Here is a 20,023-nt window from a genome sequence, read left to right on the forward strand (position 1 = left end):
GCCCGCGGTTAAGAAGTACTCACAGGGGGAGCAATGCGGGCCCGCACCTCACCGAAGCCGATGCGGGTGCCGTTGGGGCCCGGCGCGGTGGCGGAGATGGCGATCTCGTCGCCGTCCTCGAGGAACGTGCGCTTCTCGTCCCCCACGACGACCGGATCCTGCCCACCCCACGTCAGTTCGATGAACGCACCACGCTGGTCCTTCTCGGGTCCCGAGATGGTGCCCGACGCGAACAGATCACCCGTGCTGGCCGTGGCACCGTTGACCGTGGTGTGCGCGAGCATCTGCGCCGGCGACCAGTACATCTGCGCGTACGGCGGCCGCGAGACGACGTGCCCGTTCCATTCGACGGCCAGGTCGATGTCCAGACCCCACTTCTCCTCGCCGCGCAGGTACGGCAGCGGCTGCGGATCCTGGATCGGGGTGTCGATGCGGGCCGCCTCGAGAGCCGCCAGCGGCACCACCCACGGGGAGATTGACGTCGCGAAGCTCTTCCCGAGGAACGGGCCGAGCGGCACGTACTCCCAGGCCTGGATGTCGCGGGCGGACCAGTCGTTCACCACGACCGCGCCGAACACATGGTCCGCGAACCGATCCGGGGTGATGGTCTCCCCCAGCTTCGTCGGGACGCCGACGAGGAAGCCCATCTCGGCCTCGATGTCGAGGCGGCGGGACGGCCCGAAGTCGGGGGCGTCCTGATTCGGGGCCTTGCGCTGCCCGCACGGCCGGACCACGTCGACGCCCGACACGATGACGGTGCTCGACCGCCCGTGGTACCCGACCGGCAGGTGCTTCCAGTTGGGCATCAGCGGCTCGGAGTCGGGGCGGAACAACCGTCCGAGGTTGGTGGCGTGATTCTCGGACGCGTAGAAGTCGACGTAGTCCGCGACGGCCACCGGCAGGTGCATCGTCACGTTCTCGACCGCGAACACGGCCGTGTCGGCGACGTCGCCCTGGACGAGTTCGGTGATCTGCCGGCGAACCTCGCTCCAGCGGGCCGGCCCCTGTGCCATGAACGCGTTGAGGGTGGGCTGCGCGAAGACGTCGTCACCCAGGGTGGCGGCGAGATCCACCACGGAATCTCCCACCCGCACACCGACCCGGGGGGCCGAGTCCGCGGTCGAGAACACGCCGTACGGCAGGTTCTCCAGCCCGAACAGTGAATCGGCGGGAATGTCGAGGACGGTCATGCGTGGGCTCCTTCATCGGCGGAAGCGTGTTCATCGGCGGGGGCGAGGGCGGACGACGGCACGAGGTGCAGTGCGACGAGATCTTCGAGGGGCTCGAGGATGCTGCACGTGCCGAAGGACCGGAAGGCGGTGCGGACGGCGCCGACGACGTCGGCGGGGAGGTCGCCCAGCTCGCGGGCGATCCGGGTGCCGTCACGCTCCGCGAGGGTCGCGGCCACCCGGTCGGCGTCGGCGCCGTCGAGTGCGTGCCGGGTGGCGAGAAGCGCGTTGAGGAAACCGTGCTGCTCGAAGCCGGTGTGCGGATCGGTGTTGCGCACGGCGTGGTGCAGTCCCGCCGTGGCCTTGAACGGGACACCCGTCGTCACGGCGGCGCGCACAGCGGATGCGAGTTCGCTCTCGTCCGGGTAGGCCTCGGCGACAACGCCTCCCGTGCGGAACTTCGCCGCGAACGGGCCGCCGACGAGTGCGGCGAGGAAGTCGGCCCGGCGCTCGCCGCGCGGAACCTCGACGAACACCTCACAGCCGGACATCAGGTCTGCCGCGGCGTCCAGTGCGGCGAAGAACTCCGCGGCCGTCTGCTCGGCGGGCGCCGCGATCTCGAGTGCGACAGCCTTGGCACCGTCGATCTGCGCGAGGCGGTCCAGTGCGGGTTCGAGAGTGGCCGGGCCACCGGGCAGCGTCAGGCTCAACTCGATCGCGCCGGCGGTCAGTTCGTCCAGCCGGGCGGCGGGGAAAACGAAGGGGCCGACGAGATCCCCGTACGGTGCCGACAGATGCCTGGTGTGCGCGGGCAGAGCGTCGGGGAGCGGCGCGTTTCCGGGCGGAAACAGCGCGGCGTCGTCGCAGAGACCGGAGAAGAGCGCGGGGATCACTGCTTCGGCCCCCGACCTGCCCAGGTCCAGGCGTAGCCCGAGTCCTCGCAGGCCAGTGCGCCCTCGCCGAGTTCGAGCGGACGGAACGTGTCGACCATGACGGCCAGTTCGTCGAAGAACTCGGCGCCGATGCTGCGTTCGTATGCGCCCGGCTGCGGTCCGTGCGCATGGCCGCCCGGGTGGATCGAGATGGAACCCTGACCGATGCCGGAACCCTTGCGCGCCTCGTAGTCTCCGCCGCAGTAGAACATGATCTCGTCGGAATCGACGTTCGAGTGGTAGTACGGCACCGGAATCGACAGCGGGTGGTAGTCGACCTTGCGGGGTACGAAGTTGCAGATGACGAAGTTGTTGCCCTCGAACGCCTGATGCGCCGGCGGCGGCTGATGCACGCGCCCGGTGATGGGTTCGTAGTCGGAGATGTTGAACGTGTACGGGTACAGGCACCCGTCCCAGCCCACGACATCGAAGGGGTGCTGCGGGTACACCATTCGCGTGCCGACGATGCCGTGCGACGTCCGGTGCTTGACGAGCACCTCGACGTCCGTGCCCTCGGACTGCAGTGTGTCGGAGGGCCCGTGCAGGTCGCGCTCGCAGTAGGGCGCGTTCTCGAGCAGCTGGCCGAACCGGGACAGGTAGCGCTTCGGCGGGACGATGTGACTGTTGGCCTCCATCGCATAGGCGCGCAACGGTTCCGGGCCCTGTGGAATCCATCGGTGCGTGGTCGACATCGGAATCAGGACGTAGTCGCCCTGCTTCGCCTCGAGCGCACCGAACACGGTTTCGACAGTGGCGGCACCGGATTCGACGTACACCATCTCGTCGCCGATCGCGTTGCGGTACAGCGGCGACTCCTTGGCCGCGACCACGTAGGAGATGCGGACGTCGGCGTTGCCGAGGATCAGCCGGCGTCCGGTGACCACATCCGTGTCGGCCCAGACCGTCTCCGGGAAGAGGTCGTGCAACTTCAGGTGACGCGGCTTGAGCGGGTGATTGGGGGTGGTGCTCTGGTCGGGCAGCTCCCACACCGTGGCGTCGACGATCGCCGACGGGATGTGGCGGTGGTAGAGCAGCGAGGAGTCGGAGGAGAAGCCCTCTTCGCCCATCAACTCCTCGAAGTAGAGCCGACCGTTGTCGTCACGGTGCTGCGTGTGCCGCTTGGGCGGAATGTTGCCCACGTGCCGATAGAACGCCATGACCGGCCTCCCTAGAAGTGCGTGTCCGTAGTAGTAAACACATTAACTAAATTGGGGGCGTGATGGCAAGCACAGGTTTTTCCGGGAGGCACACCGGGGTCAGTTGCGGCCGCGGACGTCGAACTGGCTGCGATTGGTGATCAGCTTGTCGAGCAGCATGACGAGAATGCGCTGCTCCGGCTCGGTGAGGACACTCGCCCACGCGTGTTCGCGCTCGTTCTGCTCGCGGTAGATCTCGCCGATCTCGCTGCGACCCTTCTCCGTGAGCGACAACTGGACCGACCGGCCGTCCCGCTCGTCCGGGGACCGCTCCATCAGACCGCCACTGACCAGCGTTTTCGTAAGATTCGACACGGCGGCCCGGCTCATGCCGGTGAGCTTGGCGGCGGTCTTCGACTCGACCGGACCCGCCAGCCACGTCACGAACATCAACCGGAACGCCGACCACGACAGCCCGCGCGGTCGGTGGATCGACGACTCCAGGTCGTACGTCACCACGTTCGACGCACGGTTCAACGTCAGGAGCACCTGCGTGGCGAGTTCGTGCGTCGAACCGTATTCGGTGCTCAGACGCCTGTTCGCCAGTTCGATGAACGACCAGAAGTCGAGGCTGTCGGGCACCTCGACAGGCACCGGCGCTACGTCATCGGTCATGGGGGAACCCTATCGCGAGCCGGCGGCGGGCCCGGCGCCCGCCACCACCGCATTTAGTATATCCATGAACTAGTTGCGCTGACGCACCCGTGAGTACTTGTTAACGTCGGGCGCTGGCTGTCAGCATGGTCGTGAGACACCTGGCAGTCAGCGTGGGGAGCGGAGTTCCCTGTGACCGACATCGACAGCTTTCCGATCGGGCGTGGTCCGACGGGTAGGCGTTCGTTTCCGATCGCGTTCCGGATCGAGGTGCTGCGCCGGTGGGACGAGTGCACCGAGCACGGCGCCAAGACGCGCCTGCTGCGTGAGTTGAACCTGAGCAAGAACCACGTCACTGCGTGGCTTCGCGCGCGGGAGAGCGGACAATACACGCAGGCGATGGTCGCCGCGGCAGAGAAGTCGAGGAATTGGATGGACAGTCGGGATCGGGCCGAGCTGGCGCGGCTGCGCCGGGAGAACACACGGCTCAAGGCCCAGGTGGAACAGGCGGAGACCGCCCAGGAGATCCTGGGAAAAGCGTTCGAGGCTCTTGCAGGGGATCACCAAGCGCTCGAACGAGGACCCATCTGCGATCCCACCGGCGTTGATGAGCGCGAACGAGTACGCGCAGTGGCTCGAGCGAGAGAAGCTGTCCTGATCGACACCGTCGGGGTGTTGGTCCGGGACGCGGCGATGCCGGTCACCGCGGCGTGCGCCCTGCTCGGTGTGCCGCGGTCGAGTTACTACCGGCGCACCCGCGGTTACCGGCACTACGTTCCGGTCACCGAGCCGGTCCCGCACGTTCAGCGGCGGCAGCCCGCCGCGTTGTCCGACGACGAGCGCGCCCGGATCGTCGAGTTGATCCTGGCCGAGGAGAACACGGATCTGTCTGTGGTGCAGGTGTATTGGCGTTCTTTCGACGCCGGGTTCGTCGCGTGTTCGGAGTCGACGTTCTACCGGGTGGCGCGTGCGCAGAACTTGACCGGGGACCGTCGCCGCACCCGGCGGGCCACGGCCGCGGCCCGCCGGGCACCGGTCGCCCGGGCCGGTCGGGCCGGGCAGTTGTGGTCGTGGGACATCACGATGTTGCACGGTCCCCGCAAGCAGGACAGGTATCTGCTGTACCTGGTGATGGACGTGTTCTCGCGGTTCCCGGTGGCCTGGCGGATCGAGTACGCCGAGGTTCCCGAGTTGGCGGTGCAGATGTTCGCCGAGGCGTTCGAGGCGTTCGGGGTGCCCGAGGTGGTGCATGCCGACAATGGTCCGTCGATGCGCTCACATGCCCTGATCGCCGCCCTCGACGAGGCGGGCGCGTGCCGGACCTACTCACGACCGAGGGTCAGCGATGACAACCCGTTCTCCGAGTCGCTGTTCAAGACCATCAAGTACGACTTGTCGTGCCCGCTTCGGTTCGACGACATCGACCACGCGCGGCGATGGACCGAGACGTTCATGACCCGCTACGCGCTCGAACACCGGCACAGTGCCCTGGGCCGGCACACCCCCGCATCGGTGTTCCTCGGCCTCGACACCGAGGAACACCGCCGCCGACAGCACCGGCTGGACCAGATCTGGGCCGAACACCCCGAACGGTTCCGCGGCCGACCCCTGGCACCACACCCGCCACAACCGACAGGCATCAACATCAACCAGAACCTGTCTCAGACAGGTTGACAACTACCGCGGGCGGTTAATAAGTACTCACGGGCGCGTCAGCGCTCATAGCCCTTCCGCATGTCGTCGACGATGCGCGGCCGGTCGAGGGTCGAGGGCTCGAGTTCGCGGCGGGGACGGTCGCGCGGGAAGATCGCGGACGCGGCGAGGGTCGATTCGTCGAGGAAGCGGAGTTCGGGGACGTCGCGGGGCAGGCGCAGTGCCGGCGGTTCGGGACCGCGGCGGGCGAGGACGTACCCCCAGTCCCCGAAGCTGGGCACCAGCACGTGGTACGGCGTGACGGCCAGACCCGCCGACGCGACGGTCGACGTGGTGCGCCAGAACGCGTCGGGCGTCGAATAGGGGCTGCCCGACTGCACGACCATCAGGCCGCCGGGGTTGAGGGCGGCGGCGGCGAGACCGTAGAACTCGGTGGAGTACAGGCGGCCGAGCGCCGGGGTGTCCGGGTCGGGGAGGTCGACGATGACGGCGTCGAATCCCGAGTCGGGTGCGTCGCGGAGCCACCGGAACGCGTCGTCGAGGACCACGTGCACGCGCGGGTCCTGCAGCGCACCCTGGTTCAGCCCGGACAGTCGCGTGTTCGCGAGTTCGATGACCGCCGGGTCGAGTTCCACCTGCACGATGTCCTCGACGCCGGGCAGTCGCAGGACCTCTCGGGCGGCGAGTCCGTCGCCGCCGCCGAGGATCAGTACCCGTTTGGGGTCGTCGGCCATCGCGGGGTACACCAGCGATTCGGTGTACCGGTGTTCGTCGACGCTGGAGAACTGGAGGTCGCCGTCGAGGAAGAGCCGCACGTCTCCCCCACGCTCGGTGACGACGATCTCCTGGTACTGCGACCTTTCCGCGGCGACGACGGGATCGGTGTAGAGGCGTTGCCGGGACGTGGTCTCGATGCCGTCGGCGCGCACCAGCAGCACCGCGATGCAGGCGGCGGCGACGAGCAACGCCACGACGGCGAGGAGCCGTGTGCGCAAGCTCAACTGCCAGCGCAGCAGGATCAGCGCCACGATGGCGGCGGCGGCGAGGTTGATGATGCCGGTGATGGCAGCGCCGCGGATCATCCCGGCGACGGGCAGCAGGACGAACGGCCAGAGCAGGCCACCGACCAGGGCGCCTGCGTAGTCGGCGGCGTTGAGGTTCGCCAGCACCTTTCCGGTGCTCTCGGCGTCGGTGTCGTTGCGGCCCGACTGCAGCAGCGTCATCAGCAGCGGCACCTCGGCGCCGACGAGTACACCGATCAGCGCGGTGGCGAGCACCAGAACGATTGCGCTGGAACCGAAGAACGTGAATGTCACGTACAGGGTCACCGCGCTGAATCCGCCGACGAGTCCGAGGACGATCTCGACGACCACGAACGACGCGGCGGCCGTGGAGAGCAGCGGTTTGGCGGCGAGGGCGCCGACCCCGAGTGCGGCCACGAAACCCGCGACGATCAGCGACGTCTGGGTGATCCCGCCGCCGGTCAGGCTGACCGACAGCGTCAGCAGGGCCAGTTCGTAGATCAACCCGCAGGCCGCGCACGCGGCCACGGCGGCGAGCAGGAACGCCCTGGCCCGCCCGCCGAGAGCGCGGGTGGTGGAGGAATTCGGCTCTGCCGCTGTGGTGGTCACGTCGATCAGGTGAGTGCGGCGGCGTTCACGAGGCCGATGGCGAAGAGGCTCGCACCGACCGCCCAGGCAGCACCACACATCTGCGGGTTCCCGACCAGTCCGACGAGTTGCCCCGGCAGCAGCACGTTCATGAGACGCAGCGCGATGACCTGCAGCAACACGCCGAAGAGGCCGTAGACCGCGGAGTCGGCGAGTCCCTGTGCGAATCCGTCGGAACTGGTGAGGATCGCGGTGACCACGACGACGGCGAGGGCGAGGTGGTTCGAGGCCAGCAGGATTGCCGCGTTAGGGTTCTTGTCGACGTACACCTGGTGCCGGAGATTGCCGGGAGTGGCGAGGTCGAGGACGGCGAAGCCGACGCCGAGGACGGCGATGCCGATGACGAAGTACGCCAGGGTGCCGAGCATGCCGACGGCGAGCAGTCCGACGTCGACGCTGCCGATTTCCGTTGCCGCCGCCGTGTAGGTGGTGTTCACGCGCTTCTCCCGAGTCGAGTGGTCTCTGTCATTTCGCGCTGCCGGATCCGCCGCTGCCGCTGGCACCGCCCGCCGGTGAGCCGGGGTTGAAACCGGACCCCAGATAGGCGTACCCGCCGCTTCGGTAGCGTCCGTCGATGTCTTCGACGCGCACGAGGCTGCCGCCGCCCGGCGCGGCGCTGACCGTGACGATGTCGTCGTCGTAGCGCAGGTATTCGCTGCCGCCGTCCGCCTTCCGGGCCGCAGGCGGCTCTTCGGCGACGATCGACGAGACGGTGGTGCCCACCGGGTCTTTCGACGTGTACGTCTTCGCGTCGCCCGCGGTGTTCTGCAGCGCGTACGTGTCGGCGATGTAGTCACGCACCCCGCCGCCGCACGCGGTCGCGGCCAGCACCAGGAGCAGCATCGGGGCGAGCCGCACCCGTGTCCCTAACCTGCTCACGGCAGCCACCTGCTTCGTGTCTTCACGATCACCCCACCCTTATCTAGCGGATACAGATGCCAGGTCTGCCAGGCCCATCCGCCGGAATGCTCACGCGTCGCCGTGAGCGCGGTCAGTGCGGTGTGGTCTCCGGGGAACGCCCCGCAGATCCACCCCTCCACCTCGGTGGCCTGCCGCCGCAGCCAGTCGGCGGTCTGCTCGAGGTGGGCGCGGTCGACGGTGTCGGTGGTGGAGTCGAATCGGTACCCGCCCGCGCTGTCGGACACCGGCAACGGTCTGCCGCCTGCCTGGATCGCGTCGCACGACACCTGCTCGGTGATCATGCTGCCCGCCGCGGACGCCGTCACCGCGTGCGACGCCCCGAGCACGCCGAGGGTCACCCGCTCGTCACCGTAGGTGATGGTGAGTTCGGCCAGCGGAAGCGGGGTTTCGGCGTTCACGACGAGACCGAGCGCCTCGGCCGTCACATCCCGGGATTCGATGTCGAGGACGTGCAGCGTCACTGCGGCGGACCGGAATGGATCACGGTGAGTTCGCCCCGGGTGACGGCGCGGCCCGTGGAGACCTCCCACGACTGCGTCCGTGCCCAGCGTTCGAAGGACAGCAGGCCGGTCTTGTCGGCGGTCGCGTAGTCGGCGTAGTCGACGATGCCCTGGGGTGCGGTCCCGGTGGTGCCTTCCGCCGTGAACGAGGCGGTGCCGCGCTCGATCTGCCGGTGCACCCTGTCGTCGAGGATCACGTCACCGCCCGGTTCGAGGCCGGTGCCCTCGCGGCGCATCCACAGCGTCATGTCGAGGCTGCCCTCGTCGTTCTCGACGGTGAGCCACCGCTGACCGGTCGACCCGTCGAGGAGGTGTTCGTGCCAGATGTATCCCTCTTCGTCGAGGGTGATGGTTCCGCGCACGACGTGATCGATTCCGGCGTACGTGATGATGTCGCCGACTCCGATCTTGTACGGGTCGTAGACCTCCGGGTAGTCGGCGAGCGGATCGACCCTGGCAGCAGGAGCTTTGTTCTTCCCGGCCCGATTTCGCAGGATCAGCACGATGCCCACGATCACGACAACGATCAGCAGCAGCAACAGCAGCTTGGTCAACGGTCTCTCCTGGTCGGCGGCTCCGGCGCGGGAGGCCAACGCCCGGCCCCCACCGGTCAGTCACCTTACTGTGCGCCTCAGACCCGCACACGTGGCGATTGCAGAAGCCAGGTAGCAAAGGCTAGCCTAACCGAACGCGCGAGCGGCGGGGCGGAGCGCTGTCGTTCACCGCGATTCGCGCGGCATACGCCCAGAAGTCGACAGAACCGACAGTGAGGAACCATATGGCCATCCCGCCCATTTCGACCTACACGATTCCGGAGATCCAGGAGGTCCCCGAATCGAAGGTGTCCTGGCGCCTCGACCCCCGGCGCTCCGCACTGCTGGTCCACGACATGCAGAACTACTTCATCGACGCGTACGACGTGCGCGCGGAGCCGATGTCGACCGCGATGGCCAACATGGTCCGGATTCGCGAACTCTGCTCGGAAGCCGGGATTCCCGTGATCTACACGATGCAGCCGGGCGACCAGCATCCGTCACGTCGCGGCATCCTCGCCGACTTCTGGGGTCCGGGACTGACCTCGGGTCGCGACACCGAGGTGGTCGAGCCGCTCGCTCCCCGCGACGACGACATCCAGGTGACCAAATGGCGGTATTCGGCCTTCCAGCGCACCGACCTCCGGCAGTTGCTCGGCCACCACGGCCGCGACCAGCTGATCGTGACGGGCGTGTACACGCACATGGGCTGCATGTTGAGTGCCGCCGAGGCGTTCATGTCGGACGTCCAGCCGTTCCTGGTTTCCGACGCGACTGCGGATTTCAGCCGTGACGAGCACCTCATGGCGCTCACGTACGCGGCAAAACGCTGCGGCTCGGTGACCACCACGGATGCGCTGGTCACCGCACTCTCCCCGCTCGAAGTCGGCTGACCCCACCACTCGGTATGTGGTTAGGCTAACCTGACACGTCGAGTAGCTGCATGCCCGAGCACGCCCGCACGACGACAGCATCAGGAGCGCCTGTTAGATGTCCCTTTCGATATCGTCGCCGTCCACCCTGCAGACCGGGGCGGACACCGACGTCAGCTTGACCGCCGCCCAGCGCGAACTGTGGGCCGGGCACCATCTGGACCCGACCCGGTCGGCGTTCACGACAGCCGAATACGTGGAGGTCGCGGCCCCCGTCGACCTCGACGCTCTCGCCGCGGCGATACGCACGGTGATCGAGGAGGCCGAGGTCCTCTCGGTCCGATTCGAGGGCGAAGCAGACGCCGATTCTGCCGACGTGATCCAGGTGCACGATCGACATCACGCACCCGAACTCGAGCGCCTCGATCTCGACCGGGCAGCGGCCCTGGAGTGGATGCGCGAGGACGTGCGCCGGCCACTCGACTTCGACACCACTCCCCTCGTGCGCACGGCACTCATCACGGCCGAATCCGGTGCGATCTGGTATCTCCGCGCCCCGCACGCTTTGCTGGACGCCTACGGGTATTCGCTGCTCACCCGCCGTGCGGCGGCGCTGTACGCGGCCCGGCTCGCGGGCACCGAACCCCGACCGGCCAAGTTCCCGCCGCTGCGCGAGCACGTCCGGGCGGCACAGGAGTTCGACGCCGCGGCCCCCGACAGCGCGCCGCCTGCCGCATCGCGTCCGGTCGGATTCAGCGACACGGTGCGCCGGCCTGCCCCCGATCCCCATCGGTGCACGATCCCGATCGACCCCGACGTCGCGCAGAGCCTGCGCGCCGCCGCCACCGCGCAGGCGACCACGTGGGCGGAGGCGGTGTACGCGGCCGCCGCCGCGTACCTGGGCACCCACACGGGAGCCGAGGAGGTGACGCTCCGCATTCCGGTGCTGGCCCGCAACGGAATCGAGCTGGCGTCGCCCGTGACGGCCACGAACATCGTGCTGCTCCGCATTCCCCTCGACACAAGGTCGACGTTCGCCGACGTGACCGGCCGGGTGGCCGCAGCTCTGTCCGACACCCGGCCGTTCCAGCGCGTCCGGGACGCCGGGAGCCGCGTCACCGGCGGAGCGGTGGTGAACGTCAAACCGTTCGCCGCCAGAATCGCTTTCGGCCCCACCTCCGGGTCGGTGCACCAACTGGCCACCGGTCCGGTGGAGGACGTGGTGATCTCCGTCTCCGGCGCCGGCGACGAACTCACGCTCGAATGGGCCGGAAACCCCGAGGTCTACACGGACGTCGAGATCCGGAACCACGCACACCGCTTCGCGCACTACCTCCGAAGCATCTCCGTGGCAACGGAACCCGTCGCGGTCGTGGACGTCTGCGCCCCGGACGAACTGCACTTGTGGCGGTCGGCGGCCGGACTCGACCGGACCGGCACGGCAGCGGCACTTCCCGACAGCATCGTCTCCGCCTTCCTCGCGCAGGTGCGCACCCACCCGGACCGGGTCGCGGTGAACGACCTGACATACCGGGAACTCTCGGAGCGCAGCGCCGCCCTGGCGCGCCGGCTGAGGTCGGCCGGTGCCGGACGCGGCACGGTCGTGGCCGTCAGCCTCCCCCGCGGCACCGATCTGATCGTCGCCGTCCTCGCGATTCTCCGCAGCGGCGCGACCTACCTGCCGATCGATCCGTCCTCCCCGGCCGAGCGGGCCCGGTTCATCCTGCGGGACGCGCAGCCGACGCTGGGAATCGGATCCGCCGATCTGCTCGGCGACCTCCCCCGCGTCGAGGAGGGCGCGCCGCAATCCGGCGTCGGGGAACTCGAAAACCCGGTGCGCGCCGACGACATCGCGTACATCATCTACACGTCCGGATCCACCGGTGTACCCAAGGGCGTTCCGATTCCGCACCGCAACGTGATGCGCCTGTTCGAGGTGTCCCGGGAATGGTTCACGTTCGCCGAGGACGACTGCTGGCCGCTGCTGCATTCGTATGCGTTCGATTTCTCCGTGTGGGAGATCTGGGGCGCACTGCTGCACGGCGGCCGCCTCGTCACGGTCGACGAGACCACCCTCACGTCACCGGCCGACCTCGCCGCCCTTCTCGTCGACGAGGGTGTCACCGTCCTGAACCAGACGCCGTCCGCGTTCGGGCATCTCGTCGACGCTCTCGTCCGCGCGGACTCGTTCGACCGGCTGCGGCTGCGGTACGTCGTGTTCGGCGGTGAGGCCCTCGATCCGGCCGTCCTGCGCGCCTGGTTCACCGCCTCGGGTCCGGGTGCGGAAACGACCCTGATCAACATGTACGGCATCACCGAGACCACCGTCCACGTCACCGCCACGAAGGTCACCGGCGCCGACGTCGTGGACATCGGGGCGCCGCTCGGCGACCTGTGCACGTACGTGCTCGGGCCGGGACTGCGCCCGGTGCCGCCCGGCATCACCGGCGAAATCTACGTCTCCGGGCCCGGACTGTCCCCCGGCTACCTCGGGCGTCCCGACCTGACGTCGGCGCGGTTCGTCGCCGACCCGTTCGCGCCGAGCGGGACGCGTATGTACCGGACCGGCGACCTCGCCCGGTACGACGCGACCGGCACCCTCCACTACCACGGCCGGATCGATGACCAGATCCAATTGCGTGGTTACCGTGTCGAACTCGGCGAGATCACCGCCGCGATGACCGCGGTTCCCGACGTGCAGGCGGCGGTGGCGACAGTGCACGAGCAGGCCGGCGGCGACCAGCGGATCGTCGGGTACGTCGTTCCCCGTCCGGGTAGCGCGCCCGACACGGTCGAGGAGGACGTGCGGGCGCACCTCGTCCGCTCGCTGCCGGGGTACATGACGCCGTCCGCGCTGGTGATGCTCGACCGGTTGCCGTTGACCCACAACGGCAAGGTCGACAAGGACGCGCTGCCCGCCCCCCGGTGGCTCGGACAGTCCGGCGACACACCCCGCACCGGCACCGAGGCTCGGATCCTCCCGCTGTTCACCTCGATCCTCGGCGCCGAGCAGGTCGGCGTCCACGACGACTTCTTCGCGCTGGGCGGGAACTCTCTCCTCGCCGCCGCTCTCGTGTCGGCGATCACCGCGGAACTCGGTGTGCCGCTGCGGGTCGCGACGGTCTTCGAGAACCCGACCGTGGCCGCCGTCGCCGCGCAACTGGAGGACGCCGGCGAGCGGGTGCAGGCCGGCAGGCCGTCCCCGCGGGACCTCCCCGAGGGCACCCCGGTGCCGTTGTCCCCCGCGCAGGAACGCCTGTGGTTCCTCGACAGCGCGGCCGGCGGCGGAACGTACCTGCTGGCACTGGCGGTCGATTTCGGGGACGGCCTCGAACCGGATGCGCTGTCCGCGGCGCTCGCGGACGTCGCGACCCGGCATCAGTCGTTGCGGACGGTGTTCCCCCTCGTCGATTCGATGCCCCACCAGGTCGTGCTTCCTGCGGCACACGCGAACGTCCGGCTCGAGCGCGTCGACAACGTCGGCAACATCGAGGGGCACATCGCGGCGATGACGACGGTGGGGCTCGGACTCACCGACCAGCCGCCGCTGCGCGCGGTGCTGTACGAGCCGCAGCACACGCTGGTCCTGTTGATGCACCACATCATCGGCGACGAATGGTCGCAGGCGAAGCTGCTGGACGATCTCGCGTTCGCGTACAACGCCCGCCGCGCAGGGCGGGCACCGGAGTTCACGCCGCTGCCGTTGCAGTACCCGGACGTCGCCGTGTGGCAGCGCGAACGCATCGGCGCGGGGCCGGACGACGCGACCCCGTTGCTGACCGGCCAGCTCGACTACTGGCGTGAGCAACTCGCCGGGCTGCCGCTCGAACTGGGCTGGCGCACCGACCGCCCGAGACCTGCCCTGCCGACCAATCGCGGCGCGAGCGTGCACCGCACGCTGTCGCCGTCGCTGCACGCGGCCGTCGATGCGCTCGCCGCCGAGCGGCGTGCGAGCTTCTTCATGATCGTCCATGCCGCCGTGGCCGTACTCCTCGAAAGGCTGGGGGCCGGTGAGGACATCGCTCTCGGTGTGCCCGTCGCCGGTCGCAGTCACCCCGACCTCGACGCGATGGTGGGCTGCTTCATCAACACGGTGGTCCTGCGGACCGACGTCTCGGGCGACCCGACGTTCGACGAACTGCTGGACCGGGTCCGGGCCGTCGACCTCGACGCCGTCGACCACGCCGACGTGCCGTTCAACCGCATCGTGGAACTGGTCAATCCCCCACGGTCGTCGGCCCGCCACCCCCTGTTCCAGGTGATGCTCTCGCACTGGAAGCAGGACGCCGCGGCGGAGCAATTCGACGGAACGACCGCGGCCGTGCGGATGCTCGACGCGACGTCCGCGAAATTCGATCTGGCGCTGCGCTTCCAGGAAGGTCCGGACAGCGGCGGGGTCGACGTGACGTTCGAGTACTCCACCGAACTCTTCGATGCCGCAACGGTCGAATCCCTCGCCGACCGACTCGCCGTGGTGATCGAGCGCCTCGTCGCGAATCACGAGCAGCGGATCGGTTTGCTCGACATCCTGACCCCGCAGGAGCGGGAGCGGGTGCTCGGCGAATGGTCGCACTCGGAGCACTCCATTCCCGCCCGCACGTTCGACGAGTACTTCTCGGAGCAGGTGGCCCGCACCCCCGACGCCGAGGCCCTCGCCGTCGGATCCAGCGTGCGGCCCGCCGTTTCGCTCACCTACCGGCAGCTGGACGAACGCGCTAACCGGATTGCCCACCTGCTGATCTCGCGGGGCGCAGGCCCCGGCGACGTGGTCGCGCTCGCCCTCGACCGATCCGCCGAGCTGATCATCAGTGTTCTCGCCGTGCTGAAGAGCGGTGCCGCATATCTTCCCGTCGACCCGACGTACCCGGCCGACCGGATCGCGCACATGCTCGCCGACGGCGCCCCGGTCGCGATCCTCACCTCATCCGTCGGTGTGCCCGACCGGAGTCCGCTCGGCACCGACGTGCCCGTTCTCGACCTGGACGATCCGTACCTGCAGACGCTGCTCGACACCCAACCTGTCACCACCCCCACGGACGCCGACCGCAGCAGGCCACTGCAACTCGACGACGCCGCGTACCTCATCTACACCTCCGGGTCGACGGGGGTTCCCAAGGGCGTCGTCGTCCCGCACCTCGGTATCGCGGACCTGCTGTCGCTGCAGTCGGACGTGATCGGCATGGACCACCGCACGCGGGCGCTGCACTTCTCGTCCATCAGCTTCGACCTCGCGTTCTGGCAGATCATGTGGGGGGTGCTCTCGGGCGGGACGCTGGTGGTCGCGACGGACGCCGACCGCATCCCCGGCGAGCCGCTCGCCCGGGTCATCAACGAACACGACGTGAACTTCGTCGGTGTGCCACCGTCTTTCGCCGCCGCGTTCCCGCCGGAGCATCCCATCCCGGACGGCGTCGACCTGATGCTCGGGGCCGAGAAGCTCACCCCGCAACTGATCGAGCGGTACGCACCCGGCCGCCGGCTGTTCAACGCGTACGGACCCACCGAGTGCACGGTCAACGCCACCCTGGCCCTCGTCGAACCGGGACACGAAGGTCCCGTCCCCATCGGCGTCGTCGACCCGGGCAAGCATGCGTACGTCCTGGACCACGCGCTGCGGCCGGTGCCGCCGGGCGTGTCCGGCGAGCTGTATCTCGCGGGCGACAGCGTCACCCGCGGATACCGCAACCAGAGCCCCAAGACGGCGGAGCGGTTCGTCGCCGACCCGTTCGCGGATCCGGGCAGTCGCATGTACCGGACGTCGGACGTGGTGTGGTGGGGCCGGGACGGTCAGATCTACTTCACCGGCCGCGCCGACTCGCAGGTCAAGGTGCGCGGATTCCGCATCGAACTCAACGAGATCGAGGCCGTGCTGTCCGGTGACCCGGACGTCGAGCACATCGTCGTCGTGGTCCGCGAGGACCGGCCGGGCGATCAGCGGCTGGTCGCGTACGCCACGTCGGTGCCGGGCGGCCGGATCGACCCCGACCACTTGCACCGCCGCGCCGCCAGCCGGTTGCCGGACTACATGATCCCGGCCGCGTTCATCGCGGTCGACGAGTTCCCCACCCTCCCCAACGGCAAGCTCGACCAGTCGTCGCTCCCCGTTCCGCACCTGTCGCTGCAGGTGTCCGAGCGGGGGCCGCGCACGGCGCGCGAAGAGGTTCTGTGCCAGTTGTTCGCGGAGGCCCTCGGCATCGAGCGGGTCGGCATCGACGACAGCTTCTTCGACCTCGGTGGCCACTCGCTGATGGCGGCCGGTTTGATGAGCGCGATCTCGAAGCGCCTGTCCGTCACCGCGACGGTGGCGTCGCTGTTCGCGGCGCCGACCGTGGCCCAATTGGCCGGGCGCCTCGACGACGATCACGACGCCGACGCACTCGCCGTGCTGCTTCCGTTCCGCACCGAGGGGTCGAAGCCGCCGGTGTTCTGCTTCCACCCCGCCGGCGGGATCAGCTGGGGCTATTCGGGCCTGCTGCGGCACATCGACGACGACTACCCGCTGTACGGCGTGCAGGCGTCCAACCTGTCGACGTCCAAGCGGCCGCCGGAAACGCTCGAGGACATGGCCGCCGAATACATCGAGCACATGCGAACCGTGCAGCCGACGGGCCCGTACCACCTCCTCGGATGGTCGCTGGGCGGCGTCGTCGCGCACGCCATCGCGGGCGCACTGCAGAACCAGGGCGAGGAACTCGGCATGCTCATCATGCTCGACTCCTTCCCGTCGGACGCGTGGGCGTCGATGCCGACGGAGCAGGACGCGCTCGCCGCGCTGCTGTACATGGTCGGCTACGACCCCGAACCGCTCCTCGCGGACGGACTCGACCGGCAGCAGGTGATCGACATCCTGCGCGGCGAGGGCAGTGCCCTCGCCGGGATCAACGAGCACACCCCGGCCGCGATGATCGACAACTTCGCGAACGCCGTGCGTCTCGAATCCGAACCCTCACAGATCGTCGTGGACTCCGACATGCTCTTCTTCACCGCGGCCAGGAATCCAGCGACCGCGGCGACGTACGACCTGTGGCGGCCCTACCTGACCGGCACCATCGTCAACCACGACCTCGACTGCGAGCACAAGGACATGACTCAGCCGCGTTGGATCGGCGAAGTCGGCTCCGCCGTGAACGAGGCACTCGCCTCGTTCGGCTCGCACACGAACCCCATCAACAAAGAACAGGGAGATCGATGAAAACGTCCGGAAGATACTGGCGTAGAGCCGGAATCGTGATGATGGCGGCAACCGCGCTGTTCGCGGGTGCCTGCAGCGAGTCGACGACCGACTCCACCGACGCGGCGGGATCCGCCACCGGACAGGCCGACGCGTCGGCCTTCCCCGTGTCGATTCCGTCGGCGCTCGGCACCGCCGAGATCCCGGAGGCACCGGAGCGCGTCGTCACGATCGGCTGGGGCAGCGAGGACGCGGCACTGTCGCTCGGCGTCGTGCCCGTGGCCGTGCAGAACATGAAGTCGGACACCGGAACCGACGACGGCCTGCTGCCGTGGTCGCGCGCGAAGCTCGAAGAGCTCGACCCGAACGCGGAACCCGCGTTGCTGACGGCGTCGAGCAAGGAGATGCCGTACGAGCAGATCGCGGCACTCGCCCCCGACGTGATCCTGGCCGTGCACTCCGGTGTGAACCAGGAGCAGTTCGACAAGCTGTCGGCGATCGCCCCCACCGTGGCGTACCCGGAGCGTCGCTGGGCGACCAGCTGGGAAGACCAGATAACCACCGTTGGCAAGGCCCTCGGCCGGTCGGCACAGGCCGAGGCGCTTGTGACGCAGACGCAGGACACCCTGGCGCAGGCGAAGTCGCAGCACCCCGAGTTCGCCGGCAAGACGGTGGCCTTCGGCAGCGGCACCGAGCCGGGATCGTACAACTTCTACTTCGACACCGACCCTCGCCTGAAGATGCTGGCAAGCCTCGGTTTCACGGTCGACCCGCTCGCCCAGAAGTTGCGCGAGAGCAGTGACCAGACCAAGTTCGCCGCCCCGGTCAGCATGGAACTGCTGCCGACGTACAACCCGGATGTGCTGCTCGCCTGGTACCTCTCGCCCGAACTGCAGAACGAGGTCCAGTCGAACCCGCTGTTCGCCGGGGTGAAGGCCGTGCGCGACAACGCCTACGTGGGTCTGACCGATCCGCCGCTGGTGTTCGCGTCGAGCTCGCCGAACGTGCTCAGCGTGCCGTGGCTGCTCGACAAGCTGCTCCCGCAGCTGTCGCAGGCCGCGAACAACGCTCAGGCCAGCTAGTTCCCGCCTGACAGCGTCACTGTGCCGCTGCCGAGAGGTCGTCCTCTTCGGCAGCGGCACTGCTGTAGGTGCGCAGTCCCTTCAAGGCCACCGCGAGAACCGCCAGCACCACGATGCCGCCGGCCCCGTAGAGGAGGAACGCCTCCCGCGGGCCCACCGCGGCGCCGACGGCGCCCGCGACGAGCGCTCCGGCCGCCGAGCCGGTGGAGATCTGGGCGCCCCACACACCCGCGACGCGTCCGCGGTACTCCTCGGGGGTCTCGGTCTGGATGACCGCGTACCGGAGGATATCGCCGAGCACACGCCCGAAACCGTGTGCGGCGAGACCGAGGAACGTGACCGCGATCATCGGGACCGCGCCGACGCCGATCAGCCCCGCCGACGCGATCATCGCCGCGAGGAACACCATCAGGCCACCGCGCCGCGCGGTTCCCGTCCAGCCGCTCGTGAGCGACCCGGTGAGGGCGCCGACGGCGGGAGCGCTGTAGAGAAGCCCGGTGGCGGCCGGTCCGGCGTGCAACACCTGGCTCGCGTAGGCGGGCAGCAGCACGTTCCAGCCGGTCAGCATCATCGCGCAGAAGCCGACCAGCAGCGTTCCGCCGACCACGGAGTCCTTGGCGGCGTAAGTGAAACCGCTGGCGATCGACCGCAGCGGACTTTCGGTGTTCTTGACCGGCGGCGGCAGCGACGGCAGCCTGGCGATGCAGTACGCGGTGATCCCCGACGACACCGCGGCGAGAACGTAGTTGGTGCCCACGGACGTCGCGGCGATGATCACACCGCCGATGGCGGGCGACGCGACAGTCCCGAGATCGGCCATCACGGTCATCAGGGCGCCGGCGGCGGCCATCTTGTCCTTGGGCAGCAGCGACGGGATCACCGCCATCAGTGCGGTCGCGGAGATGCCGCCCGCGAGGCCCTCGATCACGCCGCACAGGTAGATGATCCACAACTGCGGTGTGGGGAGGAACGCGTTGACCGCGAGGATCGCGAACGCCACACCCGCGGCGGCCCGGGCGAGCGAGATGACCGGCCTGCGGTCGTACCGGTCGGCGATCACGCCGCCGAACAGGGTGCCGACGAACACCGACGAGCCCACGACGATGCTCGCCGCGCCCACTGCCAGTGTGGAATTCGTCATGTCGTACACCTGCAGTGGCACGGCCACCAGCAGCAGACCCAGACCGAAGATGGAGATCGTGCGGGCGATGAAGATGTATCGGAACTCGCGACTCGTCCGGAGAGGCGTCAAGTCGATTGCGTATCGCGATAATCCAGCCATTGTCATCCATTCACATTCGGTTGCAACAGCTCTCCGTTTCGCCGTTCGCGCGGAGAGCAACTATGCTTAGGCTTCACTAACCCAGCAACCTACCCCATGCGGCCGAAGCGGCTCAACGCGCCGTGGTCCGGCCGACGAACCGGAGGATGACAGTGAGTTCCGCCCCCAGCACAGTTCCGACCCGCGACCGAATCCGGGCCGACGTCGCCGACGTCCTCGACGTCCCGGTCTCCGACATCGACGACGACGCGAACCTCCTCGACGAGGGGATGGACTCCGTGCGCGTGATGGCGCTGGTCGAACGCTGGCGGGCGGACGGCGTCCAGGTCGATCTCGTCGACCTCGTCGGAGAGCCGACGCTCGACGCCTGGTTCGAGGTCACTTCGGCGCACTGAGCGGCCCCACCGCCTACTCTTGATCCGGCTGGTCGATCCGGGGAGCGACACGG

Annotated in this window: 15 protein-coding genes; 5 read left to right on the plus strand and 10 right to left on the minus strand. The window is 68.6% G+C overall.

The window, feature by feature from the left end:
* Nucleotides 1-8 precede the first annotated feature (8 nt).
* From fahA to I1A62_RS18555, 4 genes are all read right to left on the minus strand, one after another.
* Nucleotides 9-1,190, minus strand: a complete 1,182-nt coding sequence (gene fahA, locus I1A62_RS18540; RefSeq protein ID WP_124391153.1) for a fumarylacetoacetase — start codon at nt 1,188-1,190, stop codon at nt 9-11.
* Nucleotides 1,187-2,062, minus strand: coding sequence for a hypothetical protein (locus I1A62_RS18545; RefSeq protein ID WP_219459370.1), 876 nt, complete (start codon nt 2,060-2,062; stop codon nt 1,187-1,189). Before I1A62_RS18545 ends, fahA begins: the two co-directional genes overlap by 4 nt.
* Nucleotides 2,059-3,258, minus strand: a complete 1,200-nt coding sequence (locus tag I1A62_RS18550; protein ID WP_219459371.1) for a homogentisate 1,2-dioxygenase — start codon at nt 3,256-3,258, stop codon at nt 2,059-2,061. The genes I1A62_RS18545 and I1A62_RS18550 overlap by 4 nt, the downstream gene beginning before the upstream one ends.
* 99 nt (nt 3,259-3,357) lie before the next feature.
* Complete coding sequence (locus I1A62_RS18555; protein ID WP_124391150.1) at nt 3,358-3,912, minus strand: MarR family winged helix-turn-helix transcriptional regulator; 555 nt, start codon at nt 3,910-3,912, stop codon at nt 3,358-3,360.
* 171 nt (nt 3,913-4,083) lie between these two features.
* Between I1A62_RS18555 and I1A62_RS18565 the strand changes: the two genes are divergently transcribed.
* Nucleotides 4,084-5,565, plus strand: a complete 1,482-nt coding sequence (locus tag I1A62_RS18565) for an IS3 family transposase (RefSeq protein ID WP_257890837.1) — start codon at nt 4,084-4,086, stop codon at nt 5,563-5,565.
* 38 nt (nt 5,566-5,603) lie between these two features.
* On the opposite strand, the gene I1A62_RS18570 is transcribed toward I1A62_RS18565, so the two are convergent.
* Genes I1A62_RS18570 through I1A62_RS18590 form a run of 5 tightly spaced genes read right to left on the minus strand, consistent with a single transcriptional unit; the run spans nt 5,604 to nt 9,189 of the window.
* Nucleotides 5,604-7,175 (minus strand): polyamine aminopropyltransferase, encoded by a 1,572-nt coding sequence (locus tag I1A62_RS18570; RefSeq protein ID WP_219459372.1) that lies wholly within the window; start codon nt 7,173-7,175, stop codon nt 5,604-5,606.
* A 5-nt stretch (nt 7,176-7,180) separates the two neighbouring features.
* The gene (locus I1A62_RS18575) at nt 7,181-7,651 is read right to left on the minus strand and encodes a DUF350 domain-containing protein (RefSeq protein WP_072947786.1); all 471 of its coding nucleotides are present in this window, start codon (nt 7,649-7,651) and stop codon (nt 7,181-7,183) included.
* Nucleotides 7,652-7,679: 28 nt separating this feature from the next.
* Entirely contained in the window at nt 7,680-8,102 is a 423-nt protein-coding gene (locus I1A62_RS18580; protein ID WP_218270358.1) for a DUF4247 domain-containing protein, read from the minus strand.
* The gene (locus tag I1A62_RS18585; RefSeq protein WP_124391146.1) at nt 8,090-8,596 is read right to left on the minus strand and encodes a DUF2617 family protein; all 507 of its coding nucleotides are present in this window, start codon (nt 8,594-8,596) and stop codon (nt 8,090-8,092) included. The genes I1A62_RS18580 and I1A62_RS18585 overlap by 13 nt, the downstream gene beginning before the upstream one ends.
* Entirely contained in the window at nt 8,593-9,189 is a 597-nt protein-coding gene (locus tag I1A62_RS18590) for a DUF4178 domain-containing protein (RefSeq protein ID WP_219459373.1), read from the minus strand. Before I1A62_RS18590 ends, I1A62_RS18585 begins: the two co-directional genes overlap by 4 nt.
* A 224-nt stretch (nt 9,190-9,413) precedes the next feature.
* Here I1A62_RS18590 and I1A62_RS18595 point away from each other — a divergent pair, with 224 nt between their 5' ends.
* From I1A62_RS18595 to I1A62_RS18605, 3 genes are all read left to right on the plus strand, one after another.
* Nucleotides 9,414-10,061: an isochorismatase family protein gene (locus tag I1A62_RS18595; RefSeq protein WP_219459374.1), complete on the plus strand. Its 648-nt coding sequence runs from the start codon at nt 9,414-9,416 to the stop codon at nt 10,059-10,061.
* Between the two features lie 97 nt (nt 10,062-10,158).
* Nucleotides 10,159-17,232, plus strand: a complete 7,074-nt coding sequence (locus I1A62_RS18600; protein WP_219459375.1) for a non-ribosomal peptide synthetase — start codon at nt 10,159-10,161, stop codon at nt 17,230-17,232.
* Nucleotides 17,229-18,293, plus strand: coding sequence for an iron-siderophore ABC transporter substrate-binding protein (locus I1A62_RS18605; RefSeq protein ID WP_219459376.1), 1,065 nt, complete (start codon nt 17,229-17,231; stop codon nt 18,291-18,293). The genes I1A62_RS18600 and I1A62_RS18605 overlap by 4 nt, the downstream gene beginning before the upstream one ends.
* A gap of 16 nt (nt 18,294-18,309) precedes the next feature.
* On the opposite strand, the gene entS is transcribed toward I1A62_RS18605, so the two are convergent.
* The gene (gene entS, locus I1A62_RS18610; RefSeq protein WP_219459377.1) at nt 18,310-19,575 is read right to left on the minus strand and encodes an enterobactin transporter EntS; all 1,266 of its coding nucleotides are present in this window, start codon (nt 19,573-19,575) and stop codon (nt 18,310-18,312) included.
* A gap of 146 nt (nt 19,576-19,721) precedes the next feature.
* Here entS and I1A62_RS18615 point away from each other — a divergent pair, with 146 nt between their 5' ends.
* Nucleotides 19,722-19,970, plus strand: coding sequence for a phosphopantetheine-binding protein (locus I1A62_RS18615; RefSeq protein WP_124391140.1), 249 nt, complete (start codon nt 19,722-19,724; stop codon nt 19,968-19,970).
* Nucleotides 19,971-20,023 lie beyond the last annotated feature (53 nt).

It is taken from the genome of Rhodococcus sp. USK10 (assembly GCF_019378875.1).
GTDB classification, from domain to species: Bacteria; Actinomycetota; Actinomycetes; order Mycobacteriales; family Mycobacteriaceae; genus Rhodococcus_F; species Rhodococcus_F pseudokoreensis.